Here is a 24,653-nt window from a genome sequence, read left to right on the forward strand (position 1 = left end):
TAAAAAACAAAACTACAATTGACCTACACAAGAACAATTCTCCAAGCTTTATCGGGGTCAATTAACTTCCTTCGCGATCGTTTATATACCACCCCTCTTTCCACAGCTTCCGAATAATACTGATTAACAACTGAAACAAATCCTACTAATCCATTCTTGAGACATGATTTACGATCTTTAGGAACCAGCGTATCTAATGCCATATAATCTTTTCCACGTTTAGTAACTTCGAAATTCAATAAAGCTGCCCACCAATGAGCAACAATTTTTCTAGGGCGCCAAATGTTATTAACAATATTCTTTACATCCCCACCGTATTCTCCAATCATTTCTATATCGTTTGCTCTTGATATTATATCTGAAGCTGCTTCAGAAATGCCCATATTCTCATACATGACACGTTGGAAAATCATACCTGCAATTCTGCCTTTTTGAATTGCAGAATCAAGAAAATTATCTGGAATGATATTTTTACTTTCAGGAAAGACAAACAAAGTAAAATTTTCCCATGTCCCGTACATGTCTTCAGCAAGAGTCATAAGCACACCGTCTATGTACCGTTCTTTATACTCACATTGTTCAATTAAAAACGGCACTGCCTTCAATAAACACCTAGCCCTATAGTGCCCTAAACGCGTCAAATCTTCGGGACTAGGGAAAAGCATAATGGAACTTAAGTCTACTGACATTATAAAATTAAGCCCGGGATCATCCTGAATCAACTGATCATGGACTAATGGGAAATTAGGCATTTACGTCTCCCTTTTCTTTAAGTACAATTTTATCCACACAACAACTCAGCGGCTCGATTGCTGGCTTGCTTCTTAGTATCTGGCAAAAACTGCCCATACCGCTTTGTCATGGATGAATCTTTATGGGTCAACAATTCACCAATCATATCAAGCGAAAATTCACCAGAATTCGCCAGAGTCACGGCAAAATGGTGTCTCAATCCATGAAAAATTCGGAATTCTCTCGGAAGAATAGCCTTTTTCTTGATCCTATTAGCTGCTGAACAATTTACTCTCATCGCACCTTTCTTGCCGGGAAAGACAAACTCAGACTCAGGAAAAGTCTCATTTTTCCACTGAATTTGATCAAGCAACAAATCCGTAACAACGCCATTCATTGGAATCGAAACACTCTTTCCGCCCTTGGGAGCGCGTAAGAAAATTAGCGACTGCTGAAAATCACAATCTCTATCTTCAAGTTTAAAGATTTCACCTCTCCGCATACCAGTGAACATCGCAATTTTAAGCATTCGGCACACATCACGAGAGGGCCACTCTTCAAGCACTTTAAGAAAACGCTTCAACTGATCCGAGGTAAGATATTCGACAACTTCATTATCTCGTCGGGGCATCTGGATAGTAAATCCCAACTGTTCGCACAGACCGTTCTTTGAACCAAAATTGATTATACGGCGGGTGATCTCAAGACCTCCCCATATAGAAGCAGCAGACATGCCATCCATTTTCTTTTTGATACGCTCCATATCAAGCTGGCATAAATTCCTAACTGGCCTTGAACCTATCACTGGGGAAACATGGTTATCATAGCGACCTTTGTCTATTTTGGCCCCCTGTGAAGACTCACCGCGCACCTTGAAATATTCATCGGCAATATCATCCAATCTGATATTGGCCTTGAGATCTGCCTCGCGCAACTCTTTGTGCGTTTTGACGGCTTCACCATGCCTAGCCTTCTTAAGTCGATCAGAACGAATATCCGAGGCAATCTGTGGGGTGTATTTTTCAGACTTCCAACCTACTTTCTCCCACTTAAGTTTGCCATCGATACGATAAGCAACGTGGTAGCAAACGTCCGGCTTTCCCTGATAACGCTTTTGCTGGCTTTCATAAGAATAAACACCGGGCCACCTATTCTTGTTCACTAATTTTTTTCGGCTCGATTTAGCTTTGCTCATATTGACCTTTTCAAATAATTGGAGGCTAATTTTTGCTAACCTATTGCTAACAACTAGCGCAAATTTGACCAATTTCTTTCGAAGTCAATAAAACTCATTTTTTTATTTCTGTCAATTTTAATCAATAATTTCAAAGTCTTTAAAGTCACATAAAAGAAAATAAAATTCAGTCAAAAGTAATCAATCCTGCGTTCGGGACGCAGAGACCGGAGGTTCAAATCCTCTCATCCCGACCAGATAATTCAAGCCCCTTACGATTAATCGTAAGGGGCTTTTATTTTTTGAAGTAAAAAAATTACCCCCCGCATTTTTTATTGCGAGGGGTTTTTCATACAAGAAAACTAAACCGAATTATTCGATAATTTAGTTATCCTATTAAATCTCCATTCCCCAAGCTCATCCTTAAGCTCAACAAAAGCTCTGGTTATTTTTTCACGAAGCTCAACAAAGGCATCAGATTGAGAGTGACTTCTTGCAAACTGGATCGATATTTTAACAAATTCAGGATCTTCTTGAAACCATTTCCTCAGTAACTCAACTCTCACTCCATCAAAATATTTATCGTCAAAGTCTCCCCAACTTCTCGCGCTTTGGACCTCTTTTAAACGCTCTTTAAATAAACTAAGTGTATAAAGATCATTAATTTTATTACCAAATTCTGCTTCATAATATTCCTTAACCTTAATATCTGATGCACAAATAGAACTAATAGTCTCACAGTACTTAAACTTCCTCGCTGACTCCACCCCATCTATCTCACAAACTCTATCCCTAATATAATCCATTTTAAATTGCCGAAAGAGCGTATCTGCATCATCAGAAAACTCTTTAAACACAGAAAACAAATAATTAATATTTTCAAAGGATGTATACTCAAATATATTATAACCAACACCGTTTATGGCACTAGTCAATTCTTCAATAAACTCTTCCGCCGACTTAGACAAATCAAATGTATATTGATCCAATATATCGAACACTTGCCTATATTTAATTTCTTTTTCTTTCTCAAGCTCTCGCTCACTTAGAAGGCTTTCAAACTTAACTAAATCTAAAAGAGAAGTATGAATAAATTCCCACAAAAAATTGTGCCACGCAAAATGCTCTGAAACCCTAGTTCCATAAGCATAAGCGTATTCTTTTACCATAGATTGACTAAATTCTTCTTCTGCATTCATATTTTGAAGCTCAAAGTAAGACAACTTACTTAATCCTTCATATCCTAAGCCACAGTATACAATCGTTAACAATGAAATATTGTATGCTATATAACTTGAACGCCAATCATTACATGGCCCGATCATTTGTGAGACAAAACTAACATTCCTAACTGCTTTCTTTACAGTTCGTAGATTATTTCTATGGTATAGCCCAAATGCTTCTTGGATTCCTATTTTATATTTATTTTCAACCTTATTTAACAATTTATCAATAATATCTTCCTGCGAAGGATTATACTTAAACTCACAATCTACTACTTTTTCACTATATTGAGAGTACCAGCCTCCTTCATCCCTTAAATTTTCTTCGTCCATAATAAGTATTACTGTTGAGCCAAATCTTTCCTTCAAATTAGACACAAAACCCATAATTTCAGAATAGCTCAATTCATCAGACTTACGTTCAAAATCATCTATGCAAATGGTTAAACCAGACAAACTATTCTTTTTAAACAGAGATAAAGTATTACCTAGAATACCTGTGCCAATAGTAAATCCACCAAACTCACCAGCATCGCCACTAATGCTAGTTTTAATATTTTTCAGAACACCAGAAATTTTATCTATATATTCATTTCTTGAAAAAGCTTGAAATAATATATTATTTTGCAACGACTCAAAATTTCTATGCCCAAACAATGAGACATAAACAAATCGCTCTTGTTCCTTTTCATCAAAATCATTTTCAACAAAGTCATTCCAAAAATACGTCTTCCCACATCCCCACTCACCTTTCAGAACAATCACCTGAGCATTATCTGCATCAACTAAGGCTTTAAGTTGCTTTTTATATTCATTTATTGTCATAGTTTTATCCTTTCATTCCCCCTGCCCCATCACCCATTGGCGATAAAGAGCAAGAGCCATACAGGTCAGCGGCAGGGCCATTACCAGCCCGAGGAAGCCGAGCAACTGTCCCCAGATGGAGAGCGACAATAGGATCATCCAAGGGGACAATCCCATGCTTTCACCTTGCAAACGCGGGACAAGCACTGCGTCCTGTAGCACCTGAACGACAGCAAAGACTACGCCTACCCCGCCCAAAGCCAGCCAGAAATTACCTCCAGTTGCCAGTGCATTAATTGCCGCCAGCAGGAAGGCCGGGATTAATCCGGCTATCTGAAGATACGGAACCATATTCAGCAGTCCGATAAGCATTCCGAGAAGGATCGCCAGCGGTAATTTAATGATCAAGAATCCCAGCGAGAACAAGCAACCGATGATCAGTGCAATTAGAGCTTGCGTGCGAAAATAACGGTTGGTGACGTTGGTGAAATCATCTACGAAGGATGCTACCCGCTCGCGGTATCTGGAAGGAATCTGCTCCCTCCATTTGCCGAGCTTATCGTAATCAGTAAGCAGGAACACAAGATAAAGAAAGATCACAAACAATCCGGCCAGCATACCAAGAGTGTGCGCCGACCCGCTTACAATATTCCAAATTCCGGGCAAGGCTTTCTGGGCCGAGACCTTGAGCATATCCGTAAGGCCTGACTCTGTAAGAAACGACCGCACATCTTCCTGCTTAGCCAGATCTACTATTGTATGCCAGAGGTCCTCTGGAATATATTCAGCCGCCCTTTGCGCTACAGCAGAATCATTGACCATTCTTGCCAGCATTACCCCGGTTTGTTTCATTTCAATCCCGACAGTACGCACCGTCATCCAAAAAATCTTGACCAGCGGAACCAGTAAGGTCAGAAGGGTAAGCAATACAGCAGCTGTACGGTTCTTAATATATCGACCGACAAAATTAACCAGCGGGTTCAGCAGGTAAGCAAGAGTCAAAGCTACCGCAAAAGGAACCAGTACCGCGCTCAAGGTATTCAGCAGGGTGATTGCAACCCAAATGAATCCCGCAATAAGCAGCAAACGCACTACGCGGTCAAAAGTATAAGGGGTATTATCGTTGATCATAAAAATCTCCTAATTACTATCCCGCCCGTAGCGCAGGTCATGCATTCGTTTTCCGGCTCTGCGGATTTCACCGCCAAGGGCACGAATGTTCCAGATGAATGCAGAAATATTGTTACGCCGCTCAAGAGGTACGTCTTCAAAGTCACCCCTGACACGGGCATCCCCGACGGCCCCCATGAAGTTATCGATAGCCTTATCAAAATCAGGCTCCTCAGGGCAATCCTCAGGATTCAGAGAATAACATTCAAGCCATTCATAATACTTAGTTGTTGCGCCTAGCACCTCGGACATTCCGTCTGCAATGGACGGCAACGGACCTCCGTATCCCCGGCGGATAATGGTCGACATGGTCATAAGCAGACTGTGCATTCGAGTGAAAGTGCGGATCAGGCGAGTCAATTCACTCCGCTGCCAACCCTGCAATCCCGGTTCTGCCGCTGCCTCGCGAAAGGACTCTGCGCAGGTGTCGAGCATGTTGGAAGCTTCAATTCGGGTCTCAACAATTCTGGCCTCAGTTATTCCGCCGTGCAGATATGATTCGGAAAGAATCTTAAAATGCGTGGACTGCAATTCAACCAGATTAGCCATTTTCGCACGTAGATTTTTACGGGCCATATTAGGCCAGACCCCGAAGGAAGCAGCAATACCTATAACTACGCCCAGAACAGTATCCAGAATGCGCTCCAGCCCGAACTGCCAGCCGTCAGTAAAGAGTACTCCCAGCAAAAGGATTACCCCCACAGTCAAGGAGCAGGAAAATACGGTATAGCTGAAGACTCTCACTAGAATCATCAGAAAAAAGGAAAGAACAATCAATCCCGCAAGAACGGGGGTACCCGGCTCAAGAAACAGAATGCCAACCCCGATAGCAGCACCAATGACTGTACCCCAAAGCCGCTTCCAGCCGATACGCAATGTCCCGCCAACTGAAGGACGCATGATCACAATCACACTGATAGGCAGCCAGACCGCATGGCGAAGTTCCAGAAAACGGGCGGCAACAATGGCAAAGGTAATTGCCGCCGCAGCCTTAAGAGCATGACGGAAAGGCACTGAATCCCAGCGGAATTCCTTTTTCAGGGTAGCAAGAGCATCAGCGAACACTGCAGGCCCCTCCTTTGCAGCAGAGTTTGCTCATTTCAGCGAACTCCATGCTCAGGTTACGCAGCCCGTAGATGGCTCCCCAAGCTTCGAGAAATTCATTACGCAAACCGTCGTCACGCTTGTAGGCACCCAGTCGAAGCAATTCACTTTCAAGATCAGCAATACCTTCGTCAATACCTCGCAGATCAACCTCTCCCCTGCCAGTGGACAGGTTTGCCGCCAGCACGTCAAAAGCCACGGAACTGCGCCCTGCAATATCGCTGAATTTAAAACGCATATCCTTGAAAACAGGACTGTGTTCGGCAAACTGGCGACTATTGGACAACCCTACAACGGCCTCAATCATCCGCACCAGCAATGCGTACAAAGCAGACGGGCCCTCATAGCTACCCAATTCCTTGACCGGGTCCACATTAATAGCTTCCATGAATCTACGATAACGGCGCACGGATTCTACAGACCGCTCATGAATTTCAGCAATCTCTTTTAAATCATCCTTGCTGCCTGTAGATGAGGCCACGGCGCGGAAGTAATCACCGATATCAGTCAAAGCAACAGCCCCGGCGCGAGTAAGAACTTTTTCCGGTTTCATGGGCCAGAGGTAAAAAATAAATAGATAAGAAACAGTAGCACCAAAAAGCACCGCTCCTGACCGTTCCATCCCCACCAGAAACGTATCCGGAGAGGTTAAAGCCAGCAGGTTAACGATAAGTGTGCCGATGGCAGCAGTTGCGGCTGCCACTCCTAAAACCGGAGCAAAAAATACAGCAAAGGCCAGCGCAAAAAGATACACTTCCAACAATAAGGAATAATTACCGACAACGGTTGAGACAGGCACAAGACACATTACCGCAAGAGCCAAACAGCGGGCCACAGCCTTACGCTTGGCAAGGGTGCTACCTGCACGAAACACAACCACTACCATGGAGCCGTAAACCGACCATTGCAGGAACTTTGTGCTCATGCCCACCAGATAAGCCAGCAGCAATGCCACAAGGCAGGCACAAATAGATTTTGCCGCGTACTTGGTCATGAACAGACCCGGATCAACCGGCCTGATGAAGATTCTGTAAAACTCTGAGATTATTTTATGCATTTGCCTCCGGCGGCCCTCTACTTTTATTATGCTCCGCATATAACGCGGCGAGGCTTCATAATAAAGTAATATTTTTTACTACTTGGCTGCCAGCTTAATTATCTCGCGGCAAAATGCGGGCAGGTCGTCCGGTTTGCGTGATGAAACCTGATTACGATCAACTACGACCTCTTCATTTACCCATTTAGCCCCTGCATTCTCAAGATCGTCCTTTATTCCGGGGGTGGAGGTGCATTTGTAGCCTTTCATAATTTTGGCAGAGATAGGAATCCAGCCGCCATGACATATATGAGCTACAACCTTGCCAGCCTCATGGATTTCTCGGGTCAACTCCAGCACCTTAGGATCGCGGCGCAATTTATCAGGAGCAAAACCGCCTGCTATGACCAGCAAATCAAAATCATCTGCATTCATATCATCGATAGCTGCTGTAGATTTGAAAGGATAACCATTCTTGCCGGTATAGACCTCACCGTATTCCGGTCCGGCAACAACCACTTCAGCACCTTCCTCAATCAAGCGATAGTACGGGTAAAGAAGTTCCATATCCTCAAAAACATTATCTATAAACATCAGGACACGCTGGCCGTTCAATTTCATGAGATGCTCCTTATGGTTTAATTTTTAAAATTGAATATCATCAGATACCATAAAATTGCACAAAAAAAGACCGCAATATTGTGGAAGATATTACGATCTTTATCTGAATTTTAAACGTTTAAAAGAACTTTTATCTTTAAAGTAATTCAAGCGGCCTGTTTTTTATATTCCACGCATCCATTCCACCTTTCAGAATAAGAACGTCCTTATGCCCCTGCGCACCCAGTTTACGTGCTGCCAGCTGACAGACAAACCCGAAGTAACAAACCACAACCAACTGCCTGTCACGCTCAATTTCCGGACAATCATTTTCAAATAAAGTAATTGGGTAGCTAACAGCTCCGGGGATATGTCCGAATTTACAATATGTATCCTCAAGCCTGCAATCAACTATTGTCAGCTGCTTTTCTGAATTGAGCAAATCTTCCAACTCAGATGAATCAATCACTCCATAAGTCTGCTTTCTGAACTTTGAAACCACATATTTACGGGTCAGTTTCCACCACCCTTTATTCGGTAATTCCTGCTTATTCCAAACCAATTTCATAACTATCCTCGTTTTCGTTGACTGATTTAAACATTTGATGAACCCTTTCACTAAACAAGGGCCACTCTATTGCTGAAATCGTCGAAAACAAGAAACAAACAACCGAACTTTGTCCCGCTTGGGACAAAATTAAATATTTGCCCCGCTAAAGAGCAAAAAAATGACCAATATAAAAGGTAAAAGACAGTCAGAGCGCAGCCGCAAGCAGATCAAAGAAGCTTTGCAGAAGTTGCTTCGGAGTAAAAGCTACGGAGAAATTTCAGTCGGAGAAATTGTTGAACAGGCAGATGTAGGACGTTCTACTTTTTATCGCCATTTCAAAAGCAAAGCAGACGTGATGGTCGATCTTCACGGAGACATGTTCGCAAAGATCTTTGAAGAATTGCATTCGCCGGAAGACTGGCTTGCAGGACATTCAGCAAAAATAATATGTAAGATGTTCGATACCCACCTGAACTCCCAAGCCACTAAAACCTCCATTGCCGGTAATATTGGTGCCGATCTCGATTACATCATGCGTGGAGTTGTCAGTTTATTGGGTAAGAGCATTCAAACAGGTCTTGAAAAGACATTCGCCAACACATCATCCAGCGTCCCATTCCCGGTGACTGCCAGCAGCATTGCAGGAATTTACGGAATGACCTTCATGACATGGAAAGGGACATTCCCGGAGATTTCAGGCGAGGAACTGGCCGACCATGTGCAGCGCTTAATAGGAGCAGTTATACGGGAAAGTGTAGCAGAATAAAGAATCCCCCGACTCAAAGAGCCGGGGGATTTATTTTATACACTATGCAGATTGAACCCAAATTAGAGTAACTTATCCATAAATTCCTTGATTCGCGGGTGCTGACTCTCAGCAGAGAAGAATTCTGCGGGAGCTCCCTTAGCGACAAAATCCCCGGTCTCCATGAAGATTACGGTATCGGCAACTTCACGGGCGAAACCCATGTTGTGGGTAACGATAACCATGGTCATGCCATCGTCAGCCAGAGAACGGATGGTATCAAACACTTCACCGACCAGTTCCGGGTCGAGAGCGGAAGTGGGTTCATCGAAAAGCATCATCTTCGGCTTCATGGCCAGCGCGCGGGCAATAGCTACACGCTGCTTCTGACCACCGGAAAGGGTTACCGGATAAACGGTGGCACGGTCGGAAAGACCGACCTTTTCCAGCATCTGAAGCGCAACCTCACGGGCTTCTTCCTTGGACTTGCCAAGCACAGTCACCTGCCCTTCCATAACGTTCTGAAGAACAGTCATATGCGGAAAAAGGTTGAACTGCTGAAAAACCATACCGATCTCGGAACGCAGGGCACAGAGATTCTTCTGGGAATCCAGCACCGGATTACCGTCTTTATATATGTAGCCGCAGGGCTTGCCTTCGAACTGGATTTCCCCGGAATCAATGGTTTCGAGGAAGTTCATAGTCCGAAGCAAGGTGGATTTACCGGATCCGCTGGGACCGACTATAACCACTTTCTCGCCACGGGCAATCTTGAGGTCGATATGGTTGACCGCAGTAAGACTGCCGAATTTTTTGACGATTTTCTTGAGTTCTAAAATTGTTTCCATTTAGCGCCTCTCGTATACCCCGACCTTGTATTCTATCTTCTCGAAGAAGAAAGTAAATACGGAGGTAAAAATAAGGTAGATGACAGCAGCCATTACCAGCACGGTTACGTTAAAGTAAGCATTGAACATCTGGTCCGCAGCACGCATGAGTTCGACCATGGCAATGGTGGAAACCAGCGCGGTATCCTTGATCAATGCGATAAATTCGTTGGCAATGGGCGGGATGATCCGCTTGTATGTCTGCGGAATAATAACCCGGCGCATAGTCTGGCCGTAAGTCATACCCAGCGCTTTTGCTGCTTCGGTCTGGCCGTCATCAATGGACTCGATACCGGCCCTGATAATCTCAGCAAGATACGCAGAATAGTTAATACCCAGACCGATAAGTGCCGCAGCCAGCGGAGAAAGGGTAATGCCGATTGCAGGCAGACCGTAATAGATAAAAAAGAGCTGCAGCAGGAGCGGTGTACCGCGAAAGAACCAGATAATAAACCAGCTGATAGCCATAAAAGGCTGCATGCGGCTGATCTTGCCAAGGGCGATAAAAAGGCCGCCGATGGGTGAAACGATCATGGTAAAGAAGACCAGCACGAGGGTCATTGTCGCACCCTTGAGCAGATTAGGCATGAATCGCTTACAGTCCTCAAGGGTCTTCTGCCATTCAGGTTTAGTCTCGCGGTCAAGAGAGGTCAGGAAATTTTTCGCTTCAACGTTGTCCGGATAAACGGCAACAACCTGTTCTGCGAATTCGCGGGCCTTGCCCGCATCTTTCATGGAATAGCTGATGCGCGCCAGCTGCATACGAGAATAAACAAACTGCCCGTCATCCCCTTCAGGACCGGGTGCGGGAACCTGTTTAAACAAAGACTGAGCCTGATCAATCTGACCAACGGTCAGAGCATCACGGGCCTGCTTGAGCAGTGCGTCAGCGTCAACAGCGGCTGATGATACAGCCGGAAAAATCAGAAGTGCAAACAGCAGAAAGAGCGAGGCAAGCGCCCCGCTCTTTCCGAGTTTATTATTTGAATTAATCATTTCTTACCATTTAGCGGGGTTGGTGACATCTTCACCGAACCACTTGCGGGAGATTTTACCCATTGTTCCGTCTGCGATCATAGCGTCGATGGTCTTCTGCACTGCAGCGCGCAGGGAATCTTCACCCTGACGGAAAGCAATACCGAAAGCTTCGCTGGTGATGTAACCGGGAAGCGCAAGGTACTTACCAGGACGCTGAGCCATGGAGTAACGACCGGCAATGTTGTCGACAACTACGCCGTTAAGACGACCGGATTCGAGGTCAAGCAGAGCTTTAACGTTGGTGTCGTACTCGCGGATTTCCTTGGGAGCGGGCTTGAGGGATTTAGCAGCCTCAAGAGCGGGGGAACCTTTCTGTACGCCGACAACTTTGCCGCCGAGGTCTTTGTGAGCCTTGATGGACTTGTTGCCCATAGCGATAACAGCGATCTGGCCGTCCATGATGTAAGGCTTGGAAAAAGAAACTGCTTTTTCACGCTCGGGGGTGATGGTCATGCCGTTCCAGATGCAGTCAAATTTCTTTGCATTCAGGGAGTGGATAACGCCGGACCATGCAGTGGGCTGCCATTCAATCTTAATGCCGAGGCGCTTACCAACTTCTTCAGCTGCGTCCACGTCAAAACCAACCAGAGTTCCATCATCCTGACGGAAGCCCATGGGTGCAAAAGTGTCATCAAGACCAATTACAAGCTTGCCTGCTTTCTGTACTTTTTCGAGAGAACCGTCACCAGCCATTGCGGTGGTTGCGAATGCCAGCATCATTGCAACCATGAGAACTAATACCCTTTTCATGCGTCACTCCTAAAAGAAAATGTAAATTTCCGCTCCTGCAACATTTAAAAAGGCCGTTACGGAAAACGCTTCCATTCTGCCTTTTTAAAATAAGAAGCGATGAACCGAATAGCTCATGAAGCAGGAACATGCAAGACTGTAACCCCTTAAAAACAGAACTTAGACTCCCTTTTTTGTCAAAAATGTGAGGATCATGCCGTAAAAATGTGTAATTCACGTATCAAAATTTCGGTTATTACAAATACAACCACCTTTACAACACCAGCCGGCTAAGAAAGTGCCAGATGCAAGGCGCAAGAAAAAGGGTGGAACGAAGCGTATTAAACATACGTGAGTTTCAACCTTTTCCGTAGCGGCGCCGCAGATGGAGCTTTATCAACCGTCTGACAAAGCGGTTGCTAAACTTTTTGCCTATGTGTTAGCGTGGATTTAACTGATATTCCCACCTGTTCTAACAAGGAGACTGCATATGCCAAACCTTACTTCGTGGGGAAGCCGAGAAATTGAAAGATTAAAGACCGATATGGACAGGCTTTTCAACAGCCTTTGCCACGATTACGGCATCCCTTCCGTCTGCGGAATCATTGATTGTACGCCACAAACCAGCATGAGAGAGGATGGTGACGCTCTTGAAGTGAGTACCACCATGCCCGGATTTCATGCCGAAGACCTTGAAGTTAAAGTTACTGAAACTTCCATGACTATTTCCGGAGAAAAAAAGGTGACCTTTGAGGGAGGACGCCAAACAAATCATTTCAAAAAGACTCTTCCTCTGCCCTGCCGGGTGGACCCTGACAATGTAAGCGCTACCTTCAAAGATGGAGTACTTAAAATTGTACTCAACAAATGCGTAATCAAACCTCAAAAGGTTATTTCCATAACATCTGAATAGCACCAGACCGGAGACCTCCATGACCAGCATCCTGAAAGATAGAGAACTGCCGCTTGATAAACTGAGGTGGACCCTTGACCCGGAAGAACTTCCTTTCAACACTACTGCTGACCTTGAACATGAAGATGAAATTATCGGCCAGTGTCGTGGTGTCGAAGCTTTTCGTTTCGGCATGGGTATGGGACTTAAGGGCTACAATATTTTCGTTACCGGACCTGCCAATACAGGTAAGCAGGCCACAGTAAAAAAGATGCTCACCGAGCTTTCCAAAACAGACAAAAGCCCGGATGACCTTCTTTACGTTAACAACTTCAAGTCTACTGAATCACCAATCCTGATCCGCATGCCCGCTGGAGAAGGTGCATTATTCAAAAAGGATATCCATGACTTTCTGGAAGGCATCAAGCGCGAAGTTCCGCAGCTTTTTGAAAGTCAGGAATATATGGCCCGCAAAAATGAAATCATTGAAATGCACGAAAAGCAGACCCGTGAATTCTTTCAGGGCATTGAAGATAAGGTTAAGGATTCCGGTCTGGTTATCGTCAATATGCAGATGGGCCATTTCCAGCGTCCTGATGTTGTTCCGCTGGTGGACGGTGAACCGATTCGCATGATCCAGTTGGAAGAAAAGGTAGATAAAGGCCGCTTCCCGCGCGATGAATTTGAAAGGCTTAAGGAAAAGCAAAAAGAACTGAAGGAAGAAATTGATAATATTCTGGCTCAGGTTCGCAAACTTCAAAAAGAAGTAAAGAAAAAGAGCGAAGATGTGGACAAACTCATGTTCATGACTCTCGCACAGGACCTTATCGCCCCTTTGCGCGAAAAATACAGTGACGAAAAAGTAATCAAGTATTTTGACGCCATGCTGGAAAACATGAGCGATGAACTTGATTCCCTGCGTATGATCGGCAAAAAGCCGCAAGCTGGAGAAGGCGGCATGATGTTCATGCCACCGCAGGCGGACACCATCCTCCATCCATACAAAGTCAACCTGCTCGTGGATAACACTGAACAGAACAGTCCTCCGGTGATATTTGAAGCCTACCCCACTTACCGCAACCTATTCGGCTCCATTGAAAGGGTTATGGACAGGCACGGCGGCTGGCGCACAGACTTCACTAAGATCAAAGCCGGTTCTTTCATCAAGGCCAACGGCGGCTATCTGGTTATCAACCTCATGGACGCCATTGTAGAGCCGGGCGTCTGGCCTACTCTCAAACGCTCACTCAAGACAGAAAAGATTGAAATCCAGACCTTTGATCCCTATTACTTCATATCCTCCACCGGCCTGAAACCGGAACCCATCGCCATGGACGTAAAAGTAGTGGTTCTGGGCGATCCCTATCTTTACCAGTTACTGCGCCATTACGATCCTGATGTTCCTAAGATTTTCAAGGTCCGCGCCGACTTTGAAACCTCAATGGACCGTGACGTGGATGCTATCAACTCAGTATCCAATTTTATCAGCCGCATGGTGGAAAAAGACGACCTGATGCCCTTTGACCGTACAGGTGTAGCTGCCATCATTGAGCAGGCCGTACGTATGTCCGGCAGGCAGGAAAAAATCACCACAGCCTTCCCGCTGCTGGCAGATTTACTGGGCGAAGCCAGTTACTACGCAGGGCGCAACGGTTCCACTGCTGTTGGGGCAAAACATGTTATCCAAGCCCTTGAAGCCCACCGCAAACGTTCAAACCAGAGTGAAGAACGGTTGCAGGAAATGATCGACCGCGGCAGCATCTACGTTGACACAGATGGTGCTGTGACCGGACAGGTCAACGGTCTGGCAGTTTATTCCATGGGCGATTACTCTTTCGGTAAGCCTTCACGCATTACCGCTGTAACTGCAATGGGCAAGGGTGGAATCATTAACATTGAACGTGAGGCCGATATGTCCGGCCCGACTCACAATAAAGGGATATTTATCCTTTCAGGCTTCCTGCGCCGCCAGTTTGCACAGGACAAGCCGCTCTCGTTGACCGCAAGTATTGCATTTGAGCAATCCTATGGCGGTATTGACGGAGACTCGGCTTCATCCACTGAACTCTACGCCCTGCTCTCCTCCCTTGCGGAAGTACCCATCCGTCAGGACATTGCCGTAACCGGATCAGTGAACCAGAAGGGTGAAGTCCAGCCCATCGGCGGCGTAAACCAGAAAGTTGAAGGATTCTACCTCTGCTGTAAACATGCCGGACTGACCGGGAATCAGGGTGTTATGATCCCTGAACCAAACGTCAAAGACCTCATGCTGCGCACTGAAGTTGTGGATGCTGTCCGCGAAGGCAAATTCCATATCTGGTCAGTGGAAAATATCGAGCAGGGAATCGAAATCCTTACCGGAGTGGAAGCCGGCCAAAAGGATACTGAAGGCAAGTATCCCGAAGAATCCATTTACGGGAAGGTAAATGAACGACTCATCGATCTGGCAGAAGGACTTAAGAACTTCGGAGCCAGTGATGATGAAAAGGATGAGAAGAAAAAGGAAAGCGGCGGTTCTTGCGGCTGTGGTAAGTAGCTAGCATATACAACTCTCAAAAGAATTACCCGGCAATGTCATGAATGATATTGCCGGGTTTAATTTACCTGAATCTAACACTTAGGAATTCCGCAACTCCTCAATAAGCCCTGTCAGTTGTTCACCAAGCCGCATAAGTTCTTCAACTGCTGCTGCAGATTCTCGCATGGCTTGAGCATTATCGTTGGCTATAAGATTTACTTCCTCTATGCCACGGTTGATCTGCTCACTAGCCGCAGATTGCTCTTCCGAAGCAGTCGCAATGCTACGCACCTGTTCTGCAGTAGTCTCAACAATTTCAACTATCTCTTCAAGGCTTTCACCAGCCCTGCCTGCCAATTCAGTACTGGACCCCACCATCTCTGCGGCATTCCCCATCTTCTCGATATTACGACGAGTTTCCGATTGAATTGAATGAACAGCCTGTCCCACTTCCTGAGTAGCCTGCATTGTTTTTTCAGCCAACTTGCGGACCTCGTCTGCTACAACCGCAAACCCGCGCCCGGCCTCGCCTGCACGCGCAGCTTCGATAGCAGCATTCAAAGCCAACAGATTAGTTTGATCGGCAATATCAGTAATTACAGTAATGACCTGTGAAATACCATCAGCATGCCCCCCCAAAACATCGAGTCCTGAAACCATTTCTTCGGAATATTTATTTACTTCTGAGATAGCAGTAACGACATTGGCAACAATCTTCCCACCATCTTCCGCCTTGGATTTTGCCTCTAAAGCACTCTCTGACGCATCCCCGGCATTCCGGGCAACCTCCAGCACACTGGCATTCATCTGTTCCATGGCTGTTGCCGATTCGGAAGTACGTTCACGCTGCGTCTCAGAACCACGGTTGGACTCATCAATCTGAGCGGTAAGTTCCTGAGTTGCACTGGAAACCTGCGAGACAATACCGGCCAGTCTTTCTGCTGCCTGCAACATACCTTCCCGCTTAGCATTTTCGGCTTCACTCCGAGCCTCGTCTGCTTCATTAAGTGCAATTTTTGCTTTCTCAGTTTGTTCCTGCGCTTCTTGCGCCATTTTTTCAGATTTGGATATATTCTCAACCAATCCAACCAACATCTCACGCAAAGCAGCATTAAGATCCAGCAACTCACCGCCGAACAACGAATCATCAAGCCGGACATTCATATTCCCACTCGCGACCTCTTTCGCTGCATCAGCCATAATTCCAATTGGTTTTGAAATTGAACGGGCAACAAAAAATATTGCTATCAGAACCACGATGAACGCGAACACACCTATGAGGATTAAATCATTAGTCAGACTTTTCGAACTGACCAGGATCTTATCCATGGGAGCACTTACCGCAAGGTACCAACGCTGGCCTGTTCCGGAAAATTCGACCGGAACATACTGAACCATGGACATAGCCCCAGTTGCAGCAGCCTTGCGGAGTTCAAAATAGGAATCCCCAGCCTCAATTGCCTTTTTCAAAGCCTCTTCATCTTGAAAAGATGCAACATCATAAATATTTTTATTTATAAAATCACTTTTTGGATGATAAATAAAATTTCCTGTGGGAGTCATGAGCCATGCATATCCAGTCTCATAAGGATTGATATTCGAAACAAGATCCATAATATTGGTAATAGGTAAATCAGCGCAAAACACGCCTTTAAAGACACCATTCACCATAATTGGAGAACAGATACTGACCATGGAAATATCTTTCCCGCCTACGTTGTAAACATAAGGATCAGTTATAAATGTCCGGCCAAATTCCTTCGGCTTGAGATAGTAATCTCCGTCTCCGGGAACATCATAACCCACGAGCGGATCAACCATAATTACTCCACCATCTCTGTACACGTATGGAACAAAACGCCCGCTGGCGTCATGATTAGAAGTTCCGGCATAATTTGCATCCTGACCATCAAAAGCATCTGGCTCCCAGCCGACGCATGCTCCTACATATTCAGGATTCCCGGCAACAAACCCTTTAAGCATCGCGATAACACTTTCTCGACTCAAATTCTTATTGTCTTCCTTAAGTCCACCAAAAGCTTCAGCAAAACCTTCTGCTTGATTTTGAGCTTTTGCTACATAAGCCAGCACTTTTTCGCCATAAGTACCGGCAAGGCCATAGAGCTCCCTTTCCGCAACAGCTTCAATAGCCGCAGAACTTTTATATGTAGCGACAACTTCAATACTTGCCAACGATATCAACAACAAAACTGCCACCGGGAGTAAAATTTTGTAGAGCATTTTCAAGTTCTTAAACCAATTCATTATCCCCTCCTTTAATTAATACCCCGAAAGAGGCAGACATACTGCCGGGCAAAGATTAGACTTAATTCAACTAAGATATTCACATTTTAAAATACATAAAATGAATCAAGATGTCATAAAAAACACATTAAATTTGAACAAAAAAACGCTCAGTCTAAAAAAGACTGAGCGTTTAAATGAAAAACAATCAAACTATAAAGGTCGGACAATCAAAGAACCGAGGAAACTCCCTTCACCTTCTTCAAAGCTACTGTCAGCACCCAGCAGACTAGTGTTGATCCAATCAGCAGGATGGGAGCTTTGATAAATGGTGATGCATCCATACCGAGCAGATAGTAGGCTCCGTAGTAAACCGCCAATGAGTGGAAAATATAAAGCCCGTACGAGCAGGCTGAAAAAGATTTCCAAAAATCATTAGAGCTGTTTACGAAAGCCTTGAACAAGGCAACTCCAGCCATGAGAGTACTATAAGCAAAAACATTAAAGCCAAGCGCATTGCCCAATTGAATCGGCAGTTCGGTTCCTCGGGCATGCATCATTCCTTTAAAGGTAAGATAAACTACTGCCGAGACAACACAGACTATCGACCACGGCAATAAACGTGGATTGTAACCCTGACGGGTAAACCAGTTGCGTTTCCAAGCAAGGATACCCAGCCAAAAATAAAGCAGGTAAACAATCAGGCGCAAAGGCTGAAAAACGATCAAATAGTAATCGGTAATCCATGTATCAACCGGGAAGAACTGGTTCATGCCCAGAAAAATACCGCTGGAAATCGCTATGAAAAGGACAGCAAGCAATGGCGATGGATTGCGGCTCATCCGCGGAGGACTTTGCAAACTTGGAAAAGACTTGTAGCAGCCGCTAAGAATTAAATAAAAGACAGTCAGCAATCCAAGAAACCAGAATACAGATTGGCTGTACATGGTTGTCCAGAACGGACCGGACCAGAATTCCATAAAGGATGGGGCCTTACCCCTCGAAAGCAGGATCATATACATGGCCGGAGGAGAAAGAAACAAGACTCCCAGCACCCACGGAATAATTATACGTTTAAATTTACCTGCCCAGAATCCGGACATGCTGTGCTTCTGTAACGAAGGAAGGGCAAAATATCCTGCCAGAAAAAACATTATAGCCATGATGGGTACATCAATAAGCATAACAGCATAGGTGAAAAACATACTCTGCTGCGGATCAACAACAAACCACCACTGTGGTGCGAACTTCATGTAACAAAGAGAAACGTGAAGTATTACAACAAAAAATATTGTTATAGCGCGCAGATTATCGAGGAAGAACATTCGCTGATTCATAACGCAAAAACCTCATAACTAAACGATTGTATAATCAACCTCTGATTATTCCCCTGTTAATCCCAAGTCAACCACTATCGCAAGCCAACTCACCAGCGAATAAAAAAGGGCCGGAGAAAACCCCGGCCCTTGAATGTTCATATGTTTTATATTGCTAAGCTCTGCGCAGCTCTTCAATAAGCTCGGAAAGCTGCTCGCCAAGGTGCATGAGTTCTTCCACCGCAGTGGAGGACTCGCGCATGGCCTGAGCATTGTCGTTGGCAATAAGGTTTACCTCTTCTATGCTCCGGTTGATCTGTTCACTTGCAGCAGACTGTTCTTCAGAAGCAGTAGCAATGCTGCGAACCTGTCCAGCGGTCTCCTCGACTATCTCGACAATACCCTTGAGAGCCTCGCCAGCCTTATTCGCTGACTCGGTGCTTGCAGAAACTTCGACGGCTGCTTTGGTCATACCGTCAATATTGTCACGAGTTCCGCTCTGGATGGCAGAGATATAGTCTCCAACTTCCTTGGTGGCATCCATTGTTTTTTCAGCCAGCTTGCGTACTTCATCGGCAACAACCGCAAATCCGCGTCCTGCTTCACCGGCACGGGCAGCTTCAATTGCTGCGTTCAAGGCCAGCAGGTTGGTCTGGTCAGCGATGTCGGTGATCACATTCATAATCTTGCCGATTCCATCAGCCTGTTCACCGAGCATACCCAGACCTTTTTCCATTTCAACGGTCATGCCCTGAACACGATTAATTCGCTCAACCACATCGTTAACGATGGTTCCGCCATTCTCAGCTTCAGTACGAGCATTGTCTGCGGAGTCGGCAGCTTCGGCAGCATTACGCGCAACTTCCATGACACTGGCGTTCATCTGTTCCATAGCAGTAGCAGACTCAGCTGTGCGTTCACGCTGGGTCTCAGAACCGCGGCTGGATTCATCAATCTGAGCGGTAAGCTCCTGACTTGCACTGGCAACCTGCGAAACAATACCAGCCAACTGCTCAGCTGCATGGAGCATACCTTCGCGCTTAGCGTTTTCAGCTTCCGCACGGGCCGCGTCAGCTTCCTTGAGAGCCACTTGAGCTTTCTCGGTCTGATCCTTGGCTTCCTCAGCCATCTTCTCAGCCTTGGATATGTTCTCTACCAGCCCGCTCAACATGGCTCGCATAGCTGAATGCAGGTCTTTGAGTTCTCCGCCGAAAATGGACTCATCAAGACGGACATTAAAATTACCGCCTGCAACTTCCATAGCTCCATCAGCAATAACTCTGATGGGTTTGGAAATGGAACGGGCTACAAAAAAGATTGCAATCATGACCAAGACAAGGGCAATGCCGCCCATGGTCAAAAGATCAAGAGTAAGAGAGTGCGCATCAGCAAGAATTTTATCCAAGGGTGCACTTACAGCAAGATACCAGCGCTGCCCGCTATCCTTGAATTCAATGGGGATATACTGAATCATGGATCTCTTACCATTCGCAGCAGCTACACGAATCTCAAAATAAGAATCCCCATTATCTAATGCCCGGCGTAAGTCCGATTTATTGGCAGACTTATCAACATCGAACATATTTTTACCAATACGATCTTCTGACGGATGGTAAATAAAATCGCCGCTCGGCATCATCAGCCACGCATAACCTGTACCGTAAGGACGAATCTGGGAAACGAGTTCGCTGATATTGGTGATGGGCATATCTACACAGACAACACCCAAAGGACGTCCATCAAGCATGATCGGCGCACCGATAGTAGTCAGCATTAGACGTTTGCCGTCAACATCGTAAGGATAAGGAGGAGTAATATACGGTCTGCGCCTTTCAATGGGTTTCAGGTAGTAGTCGCCGTCACCGGGAACAAAATACTCGGCAAGAGGTACAACCTTGATGTCCCCGCCGGCTCGGAAAGCATAAGGGATAAGGCGGCCGGTTTTATCATGTAATTCAGTATTGGCATATTCGGCATCGCGGCCGTCAAATGCATTGGGTTCCCAACCGTTACTGCCGCCGATAAAGTTATCATCACCCTTGATAAGACCGACAAGCATGGAGATGGCATCTCTCCTGCTGAGCTCAATATTCTCACGTCTGAACTGGGCAAAAGTGCTCGCCAGCCCCTGAGCCTGTCCTTGCGCATGGGTCATATAGTTGAGGATACGTCCGCTATACTCTCCCGCAAGGGCGGAAATTTCTTTTTTTGCAACCTTTTCAATAGCCTTAGAGCTACTTTGCATTGCAAAATATTCCATACTACCCAAAGTCAGCAGCAATAACGCTCCGACCGGCAGCATGATCTTGTACATCATTCTTAAATTCCTGAACCATTTCATCTGGTCACCACCTTAATTAAAGTTATAAATGATACCCTCACTATAACCCCGTCGCGCTAGTTATTTTCATTTTCGCTATGTGTCAATATTGACGTTAAACAATGAATCAACTGCACTAAAATACATTTTCGGCAAAATTTTAAATTAATTTATATGTAATTCTAAAACTTTACCCGTTATCATATCTGATCTATCATCAGCATAAGATTATCAAAGGACGAACAATGAAATTAAAAAAAATCGCCATAGTCGCGGCAATGGAGCAGGAAGGCCAAGCTATTTGCCCCGCACCGCGACACGAGAGAATAGGTAAATTCCCGATCCTAGCTGGAACTAATAAAGACAATGTAAGCTATCGCTGCATTGTTTCCGGGATAGGCATTGCACGTGCTGCCGAAGCAGCAAAGCTGCTTTGCGCTGAAAAACCGGACTTAATCCTGAGTATCGGTGTTTCCGGCGGATTGGCTGCCGGACTCGAAGCCGGAGCACTTGTAGCGGCAACTAGCATCCATTCAGACATTGCTGAATTTGATTCATGGTTTGAAGGAAATGACGACGCAAGGCTGCGCAGTGAATTGATTCCCAGTTGTGGCGAGATTCAATGCGGAAAGTTGATTACAGCCAATGAAGCAGTGCTTACCCCGCAGGATAAATTATTCATGCATGAGCGGACCGGCGCACTGGCGGTGGATATGGAATCAATAGCTGTGGCACAGACAGCTCAAAAAGCAGGAATTCCCTTCGGCTGTATCCGGGCAATCAGCGATGATTCAAAACGGGGCATCCCGCAGGAATCACTGGCCGGTGTTGATGAATCCGGCAAAACACAGCTGGGACCTATTTTAAAAGCAATAATGAAACGGCCCAGCCTTATTTTTGAACTTATTCCCATGGGGCGGGATTATTCAAAGGCTTTGAAAGGCCTTGAAAAAATTTTGAAATAAAAAAGGCCCGTTGAAGATTTCTTCAACGGGCCTTTTTGAATTCTACTGAACTATTTTACACTTACACCTTTCAGGGCAAGCATAGCGCCTTTAATGGGACGCTTTACGGAATCTGCAACAGCTGTGGGTTCGAAACCGCAGTGAACCATGCAGTTTGCGCAGCGGGGATCGTTACCTACGCCGAACTTATCCCAATCAGTATCCTCCATGAGTTCCTTGTAGGAAGAAACAAAACCGTCTTCGAGCAAGTAGCATGGGCGCTGCCAGCCATGCACGGAACGGCAGGGGTTACCCCAGGGAGAGCATTTGTAATTGGGCTGGTTTCCGGCGAGGAAGTCGAGATAGAAGCTGCTGTGGCTGAAATCCCAGTTCTTGTTCTTGCCGATGGTGAAAATTTCACGGAAAAGCTTTTCACTCTGCGGACGGGTCAGGAAAGCATCCTGATCTTCTGCTGCTTCATAGCTGAAGGCAGAGGAAAGGGTCATGCCGTCTACTTTGAGGTCCATGAGGAAATCAAAGAATTCAGCAGCCTTTTCAGCAGTCTGGCCGCCAAAAAGAGTGGTGTTGGTGTTTACGCGGAAGCCCTTGGACTTGAGCAGCTTGATGGCGCGAACAGCGGAATCAAAAACACCCTGTTTGCAGACAACTTTATCATGAACTTCAGCAGGACCATCCAAATGGAGGTTGAAAGTCAGATACGGGCTGGGTTTGAACTCGTGAATGCGCTCAGGCATGAGGATGCCGTTGGTGCAGAGGTAAACAAATTTTTTACGCTTGATAAGCTCGCTGACGATGGTCGGAATCTCGGGGTGCAGCAAAGGCTCACCACCGGGAATGGAAACAATAGGAGCACCGCACTCTTCTACTGCATCAATGCATTCCTGAACGGAAAGACGCTTATTAAGGATTTCCGGCGGCTGATTAACCTTGCCGCAACCCTTACAGCGCAGGTTGCACTGGAAAAGAGGTTCGAGCATCAGAACCAGCGGGTAATGCTTGTTGCCCTTCAGGGTCTGAGTGAGAATGTATTTACCGAGTCTAGCTACTTGAATTGCAGGAATTGCCAAGGTCTTAACCTCATTTCCGCCTCATGGGGGCGGGTTGTTTTATTCAGCTGTCTTTTTACCTTCGCAGGCTTTAACCAGCTTTTTACAGGAATCAACTTTTAATAATTTTGCATCAAAGCATTTGCTATGCAGGGCCTTGTCATAATGAACACAGGCTTCCTCTACTTCGTCATCTTCCAACAAGGCTGTTGCCAGTCCAAGACGGTTCATAGCAAAGTCAGGCGCGACTTTAACGGCCTTTTCATAAAATTCTAGAGCATTGTCCATGTCCCCGATACTGATGGGAGCGGAGGGAGCTTTCAGATAAAGCTCACCCAGAAAGCGATCCGGTCCTCCGTGATCTACTTCGGGAGAAAGCTTGGACGCTGCGAGTGCTTCTTGCTCCATACGGGGCACAAGGTCAAGACCCTTCATAGGAGCAAGCTGAGCCTCTTTAGCAATTAAATAAGCCAAAAGATAGTGCCCCAGACCGGATTGCTTATTTTTAGCAAGATATTTTTCTAATTTTACCTGTGCAGATTTAGCATAATCAGCTTTCTTGACCGCTCCGCTTTCCAGTAACCATGCAGAACAGGCTGCCCCCTGCAAGATATCGTTGCCTTTGGAGGAATTAAAAAGAACCTCTGCCTGCGCCTGAGAACAGGGCTTCCAGAGGACCACTCCATCAGCATCATACTCATAAAGAGGCAGGTCATACTTTGCAGAACAACCGCAAATCAGCAACACAATCAATAATGGGAATAGACGCAGCCCTTTCATTATTTCAAATCCTTGTCTGCGGGATTGAAACCGGAAGTCTGCAGCAGATTAAGCAGTTCCTTTGCAGACGGGTCTTTAGACATATCCAGAAGCACAGCCTGCAAACGGAAAGCATCATCGTTAGTCTTACCGAACCAAACCACCGGACTGTTAGGCAGTTCATTAGAAGTATAGATAACCTTGGTGCCGGAATAACGGTCTGAATCCTTGATCACAGAATATTGCACAGCATCAAGCACCACACCAGAGACCTTCCCTTTATTGACCTTCCTGAGCATACGCAATGCCTTGTGCGTACCTTCCACGGCAAAATCACCGCCCTTTTTACTGTCGAACAGGATTTCAAGGGACTGCGGGGTATAAAGCATGGAGCCATAGACAGTGCCTTGAATACCTTCCGGTGAATCAGGACCGGCAGCAGGAACAATCAAACGCCAGACATCCTTTTCCATGCCCTGCGGTAAAGTTGAAGCCACCGGAATCATGGAAAACTTAGAACCGTACGACTTAAAAAATGTCAGCCCGCAGATGGACCAAGCAGGTTGATTCTTGCCCAGAGAATCGAGAGCCGCGTTCAGGTCGTTGTAGTAAACGCCCTTCACTTTCTCACCCAATTTGGCGGTAAGGTATTTAGCCAGTTCATCCATAACCGGCTGGGCCTCGGCAGTGGTTCCCGGCTGCCCGGGTTGAATAATGGCAAAATCAAATCGTCCGGCATGAACAACAGAACTCAATCCCAGAACCATAACAAATGCAAATGAGATAACTCTTCTGAACATA

Annotated in this window: 21 protein-coding genes; 4 read left to right on the forward strand and 17 right to left on the reverse strand. The window is 45.7% G+C overall.

Annotation, left to right across the window (positions count from 1 at the left end; all coding sequences use genetic code 11):
• Window positions 1-23 precede the first annotated feature (23 nt).
• The 8 genes from DESAL_RS13900 to DESAL_RS13935 all read right to left on the reverse strand — a co-directional run bounded on the left by DESAL_RS13900 (window position 24) and on the right by DESAL_RS13935 (window position 8,411).
• Entirely contained in the window at window positions 24-752 is a 729-nt protein-coding gene (locus DESAL_RS13900) for a hypothetical protein (RefSeq protein WP_015852614.1), read from the reverse strand.
• 29 nt (window positions 753-781) lie between these two features.
• Complete coding sequence (locus tag DESAL_RS13905) at window positions 782-1,927, reverse strand: tyrosine-type recombinase/integrase (RefSeq protein ID WP_015852615.1); 1,146 nt, start codon at window positions 1,925-1,927, stop codon at window positions 782-784.
• Window positions 1,928-2,268: 341 nt separating this feature from the next.
• A complete protein-coding gene (locus DESAL_RS13910) occupies window positions 2,269-3,954 on the reverse strand; it encodes a P-loop NTPase fold protein (RefSeq protein ID WP_015852616.1) in 1,686 nt (561 codons plus the stop codon).
• Window positions 3,955-3,966: 12 nt separating this feature from the next.
• A complete protein-coding gene (locus DESAL_RS13915) occupies window positions 3,967-5,064 on the reverse strand; it encodes an AI-2E family transporter (RefSeq protein WP_015852617.1) in 1,098 nt (365 codons plus the stop codon).
• 9 nt (window positions 5,065-5,073) lie between these two features.
• On the reverse strand, window positions 5,074-6,168 hold the full coding sequence (locus tag DESAL_RS13920) for an FUSC family protein (RefSeq protein WP_041721901.1): 1,095 nt from the start codon (window positions 6,166-6,168) through the stop codon (window positions 5,074-5,076).
• Entirely contained in the window at window positions 6,158-7,264 is a 1,107-nt protein-coding gene (locus DESAL_RS13925) for an FUSC family protein (RefSeq protein ID WP_015852618.1), read from the reverse strand. The genes DESAL_RS13920 and DESAL_RS13925 overlap by 11 nt, the downstream gene beginning before the upstream one ends.
• A gap of 78 nt (window positions 7,265-7,342) precedes the next feature.
• On the reverse strand, window positions 7,343-7,864 hold the full coding sequence (locus DESAL_RS13930; RefSeq protein ID WP_015852619.1) for a type 1 glutamine amidotransferase domain-containing protein: 522 nt from the start codon (window positions 7,862-7,864) through the stop codon (window positions 7,343-7,345).
• A 136-nt stretch (window positions 7,865-8,000) separates the two neighbouring features.
• Entirely contained in the window at window positions 8,001-8,411 is a 411-nt protein-coding gene (locus DESAL_RS13935) for a rhodanese-like domain-containing protein (RefSeq protein ID WP_015852620.1), read from the reverse strand.
• 160 nt (window positions 8,412-8,571) lie between these two features.
• Here DESAL_RS13935 and DESAL_RS19810 point away from each other — a divergent pair, with 160 nt between their 5' ends.
• Window positions 8,572-9,159: a TetR/AcrR family transcriptional regulator gene (locus DESAL_RS19810; protein ID WP_015852621.1), complete on the forward strand. Its 588-nt coding sequence runs from the start codon at window positions 8,572-8,574 to the stop codon at window positions 9,157-9,159.
• A gap of 62 nt (window positions 9,160-9,221) precedes the next feature.
• On the opposite strand, the gene DESAL_RS13945 is transcribed toward DESAL_RS19810, so the two are convergent.
• Genes DESAL_RS13945 through DESAL_RS13955 form a run of 3 tightly spaced genes read right to left on the reverse strand, consistent with a single transcriptional unit; the run spans window position 9,222 to window position 11,813 of the window.
• Window positions 9,222-9,986, reverse strand: coding sequence for an amino acid ABC transporter ATP-binding protein (locus DESAL_RS13945; RefSeq protein WP_015852622.1), 765 nt, complete (start codon window positions 9,984-9,986; stop codon window positions 9,222-9,224).
• The gene (locus DESAL_RS20085; RefSeq protein ID WP_015852623.1) at window positions 9,987-11,021 is read right to left on the reverse strand and encodes an amino acid ABC transporter permease; all 1,035 of its coding nucleotides are present in this window, start codon (window positions 11,019-11,021) and stop codon (window positions 9,987-9,989) included.
• A 3-nt stretch (window positions 11,022-11,024) separates the two neighbouring features.
• Window positions 11,025-11,813, reverse strand: coding sequence for an amino acid ABC transporter substrate-binding protein (locus tag DESAL_RS13955; RefSeq protein ID WP_015852624.1), 789 nt, complete (start codon window positions 11,811-11,813; stop codon window positions 11,025-11,027).
• Between the two features lie 469 nt (window positions 11,814-12,282).
• Between DESAL_RS13955 and DESAL_RS13960 the strand changes: the two genes are divergently transcribed.
• A complete protein-coding gene (locus DESAL_RS13960; protein WP_015852625.1) occupies window positions 12,283-12,705 on the forward strand; it encodes an Hsp20/alpha crystallin family protein in 423 nt (140 codons plus the stop codon).
• 19 nt (window positions 12,706-12,724) lie between these two features.
• Complete coding sequence (locus DESAL_RS13965; RefSeq protein WP_015852626.1) at window positions 12,725-15,220, forward strand: Lon protease family protein; 2,496 nt, start codon at window positions 12,725-12,727, stop codon at window positions 15,218-15,220.
• A gap of 81 nt (window positions 15,221-15,301) precedes the next feature.
• On the opposite strand, the gene DESAL_RS13970 is transcribed toward DESAL_RS13965, so the two are convergent.
• The 3 genes from DESAL_RS13970 to DESAL_RS13980 all read right to left on the reverse strand — a co-directional run bounded on the left by DESAL_RS13970 (window position 15,302) and on the right by DESAL_RS13980 (window position 21,079).
• On the reverse strand, window positions 15,302-17,467 hold the full coding sequence (locus DESAL_RS13970; protein WP_015852627.1) for a methyl-accepting chemotaxis protein: 2,166 nt from the start codon (window positions 17,465-17,467) through the stop codon (window positions 15,302-15,304).
• Between the two features lie 209 nt (window positions 17,468-17,676).
• Window positions 17,677-18,783, reverse strand: a complete 1,107-nt coding sequence (locus DESAL_RS13975) for an acyltransferase family protein (protein ID WP_015852628.1) — start codon at window positions 18,781-18,783, stop codon at window positions 17,677-17,679.
• A 154-nt stretch (window positions 18,784-18,937) separates the two neighbouring features.
• On the reverse strand, window positions 18,938-21,079 hold the full coding sequence (locus DESAL_RS13980; protein WP_015852629.1) for a methyl-accepting chemotaxis protein: 2,142 nt from the start codon (window positions 21,077-21,079) through the stop codon (window positions 18,938-18,940).
• Window positions 21,080-21,327: 248 nt separating this feature from the next.
• On the opposite strand from DESAL_RS13980, the gene DESAL_RS13985 reads away from it, so the two are divergent.
• Window positions 21,328-22,047 (forward strand): phosphorylase family protein, encoded by a 720-nt coding sequence (locus tag DESAL_RS13985; protein ID WP_015852630.1) that lies wholly within the window; start codon window positions 21,328-21,330, stop codon window positions 22,045-22,047.
• 50 nt (window positions 22,048-22,097) lie between these two features.
• On the opposite strand, the gene hpnH is transcribed toward DESAL_RS13985, so the two are convergent.
• From hpnH to DESAL_RS14000, 3 genes are read right to left on the reverse strand one after another with little or no spacing between them, the layout of a single operon-like run.
• Complete coding sequence (gene hpnH / locus DESAL_RS13990; protein WP_015852631.1) at window positions 22,098-23,114, reverse strand: adenosyl-hopene transferase HpnH; 1,017 nt, start codon at window positions 23,112-23,114, stop codon at window positions 22,098-22,100.
• Window positions 23,115-23,153: 39 nt separating this feature from the next.
• On the reverse strand, window positions 23,154-23,873 hold the full coding sequence (locus tag DESAL_RS13995; protein ID WP_015852632.1) for a tetratricopeptide repeat protein: 720 nt from the start codon (window positions 23,871-23,873) through the stop codon (window positions 23,154-23,156).
• The gene (locus tag DESAL_RS14000) at window positions 23,873-24,652 is read right to left on the reverse strand and encodes a PhnD/SsuA/transferrin family substrate-binding protein (RefSeq protein ID WP_015852633.1); all 780 of its coding nucleotides are present in this window, start codon (window positions 24,650-24,652) and stop codon (window positions 23,873-23,875) included. The genes DESAL_RS13995 and DESAL_RS14000 overlap by 1 nt, the downstream gene beginning before the upstream one ends.
• Window position 24,653: the final 1 nt, after the last annotated feature.

This window comes from Maridesulfovibrio salexigens DSM 2638 (assembly GCF_000023445.1).
GTDB classification, from domain to species: domain Bacteria; phylum Desulfobacterota; class Desulfovibrionia; order Desulfovibrionales; family Desulfovibrionaceae; genus Maridesulfovibrio; species Maridesulfovibrio salexigens.